Origin of the sequence: Coleofasciculus sp. FACHB-712 (genome assembly GCF_014695635.1) — a bacterium.
Taxonomy (GTDB): Bacteria; Cyanobacteriota; Cyanobacteriia; order Cyanobacteriales; family FACHB-T130; genus FACHB-T130.
This window is the reverse complement of record NZ_JACJOQ010000690.1, coordinates 1-2,701: the sequence shown is the minus strand read 5'-3', so window position 1 is coordinate 2,701 and position 2,701 is coordinate 1. Positions and strand designations below refer to the sequence as shown.

Genomic DNA, 2,701 nt, shown 5'->3' with positions numbered 1-2,701 from the left:
ATGGAGAAAGCGATCGCCCTCAGCAGCGAACGTAAAGTCCGATTATGGCGGCTCTATCTCATCGGTTTCGCTCTTGCCTTTGAACAGAACCACATGGGGCTTTATCAAGTCCTATTGCGGCGACGAGCAGATAAAGCGTGGAAATTGCCGTTTACCCGTAAAGATTGGTTATATTAAGAGTTTTAATATTGCTTGTTTCTACTACACAGTGATGCCACAGCCGTCACTCTGTACAATCAGAATACTCACGGCCTTGGTAGACCACTATGCCCAGAAAACAGCAAAGCTGGATTGTTTTTCAGGCATCAAGAGCAGAATCAGCGATTCTGACGCTGTGTTGCCAGCAGATTGAACATTTAAATACAGAAGTTCTTACACTGATTCCCCGTTTAAATTTAGTCTGCGTCATTACTTTTGTGGCTAACCTTATACCAAAGATAGGCTGACAGCAACATTTGTAGCCAGATTATTACTTTGCACTTTGGCGAACGATTACTGTATAAATACCCTGGCATATTCCTGACCAGTCGAACACTGTATTTGACTCTAGTTACCAGTTGAGACACAAACCAAATTATGCTAAAAATTCCAGGTTATACAATCACATCAAAAATTTACGAGGGAACAAAAACCGTTGTTTATCGAGGATATCGCCATCATGATGAGCAACCTGTTATTGTTAAGAGTCTTTGGCAAGAGTATCCAGCTCTCACGGAAATTGCCAAGCTTAAACATCAATATGAAATTGCTTATAACTTACCTATCCCAGGAATTGTTAAACCTTTAGAACTAGAAAGATATAATCAATATTTGTTTTTAATCTTGGAAGATTTTGGAGGAGATTCGCTACAAAATTTTCTCTTGAAAAACAAAATTGATTTAAAAAGAATTATTCAAATAATTATTAATGTTTCAGAAACAATTAGTCAACTCCATCAAAATAACATTATTCATAAGGATATTAAGCCTCAAAATATCCTTATTAATCCGGAAACGGGATTGGTAAAAATTACCGATTTTAGCATTGCCTCGCGTCTGTCCAGAGAAAACCAGATGATTGGCAACCCCAATTTGCTAGAAGGCACCCTTGCATACATATCACCAGAGCAAACGGGGAGAATGAATCGCTCCATTGATTATCGTACCGACTTTTATTCCTTAGGTGTCACCTTTTACGAAATGCTAACTGGAAGGGTGCCTTTTCAATCTAACGATCCGATGGAGTTAGTTCACTGCCATATTGCCAGCCTTCCAATTCCACCCAATCATCTGAATCCAAACATTCCACCAGCGGTGTCTGACATCGTAATGAAATTATTATCTAAAAATGCTGAAGATCGCTATCAAAGTGCCTTTGGACTCAAGGCCGATCTAGAGACTTGTCTAACCCATCTAGAAAGTACAGGGAAAATTAGCGATTTCCCACTCGGTAGACACGATATCTCTGATAAATTTCAAATCCCCCAAAAACTTTATGGTCGAGACTCTGAAATTGCTTCTCTAATGGCAGCTTTTGAAAGAGTCAGCCTTGGCTCGACTGAAATGATGCTAGTTTCAGGATTCTCTGGAATTGGTAAATCAGCTTTAGTTAATGAAATTCATAAACCAATTGTACGGCAAAGAGGATATTTTATTTCCGGCAAGTTTGACCAATTTAAACGGAATATTCCCTATGCTTCTTTAATTCAAGCTTTTCAAGAATTAGTTCGACAACTTTTAACAGAAACCCAAGAAAAAATAGACTTTTGGAAAACACAACTATTAGAATCTCTAGGTCGCAACGGTCAAGTCATTATTGATGTAATTCCAGAAGTGGAACTCATTATCGGCAAACAGCCACCAGTTCCAGAACTTGCTCCGACAGAAGCCCAAAATCGATTGAATTTAGTTTTTCAAAAGTTTCTCAGTGTTTTTACGACAAAAGACCATCCCCTAGTCTTATTTCTAGATGACTTACAATGGGCCGATTCAGCCTCATTAAAATTAATTTATCTGCTAATGACCGATCCGGATAGTAAATACTTACTCATGATTGGGGCTTACCGAAATAATGAAGTGAGTGCAACTCATCCTTTAATGCTGACATTGGACGAACTGAAAAAGAGCGATATTGCAGTAAATAATATCTCTCTTAACTCTTTAGTTATTAATAATGTTAATTCACTGATTGCCGACACATTTAAATCTGAATCAACAAAAACAAATTCTTTGGCAAAGTTAGTTTTTAATAAAACTAATGGTAATCCCTTCTTTTTAACTCAGTTTTTAAAATCTCTTTATGAAGAAAATTTGTTTAACTTTAACTTAAAACAGGGATGTTGGCAGTGGGATCTTAAAAAAATTCGAGGAATGCAAATCACGGATAATGTAGTTGAGTTAATGGTGATAAAAGTTAAAAAGCTTTCTGAGTCTACTCAGAAATCCCTAAAACTTGCAGCTTGCATTGGCAACGAATTCAATTTAAAAGTTTTATCGATTGTTAATGAAAAGTCTCAAGTAGAAACTTCTGGTGAACTTAGGGAAGCCCTTAAGGAAGGGCTGATTCTACCCATTGGGAACGCATATAAATACGTTCAAGATTATACAGAAGATACTTTAAATGCTTCTCTCAATAATGATTTAGCTGTTGCCTACAAATTTCTGCATGACCGCGTACAGCAGGCAGTTTATTCCTTAATCCCAGAAACTGATAAACAACAGG

1 protein-coding gene is annotated in these 2,701 nt (G+C 37.2%); it reads left to right on the top strand.

Features of this window, described 5'->3' with window-relative positions; all coding sequences use genetic code 11:
• Positions 1-576: 576 nt before the first annotated feature.
• Positions 577-2,701 (top strand): serine/threonine-protein kinase PknK (locus tag H6F50_RS25770; RefSeq protein WP_190430901.1); only part of this gene is annotated, 2,125 nt, incomplete at its 3' end.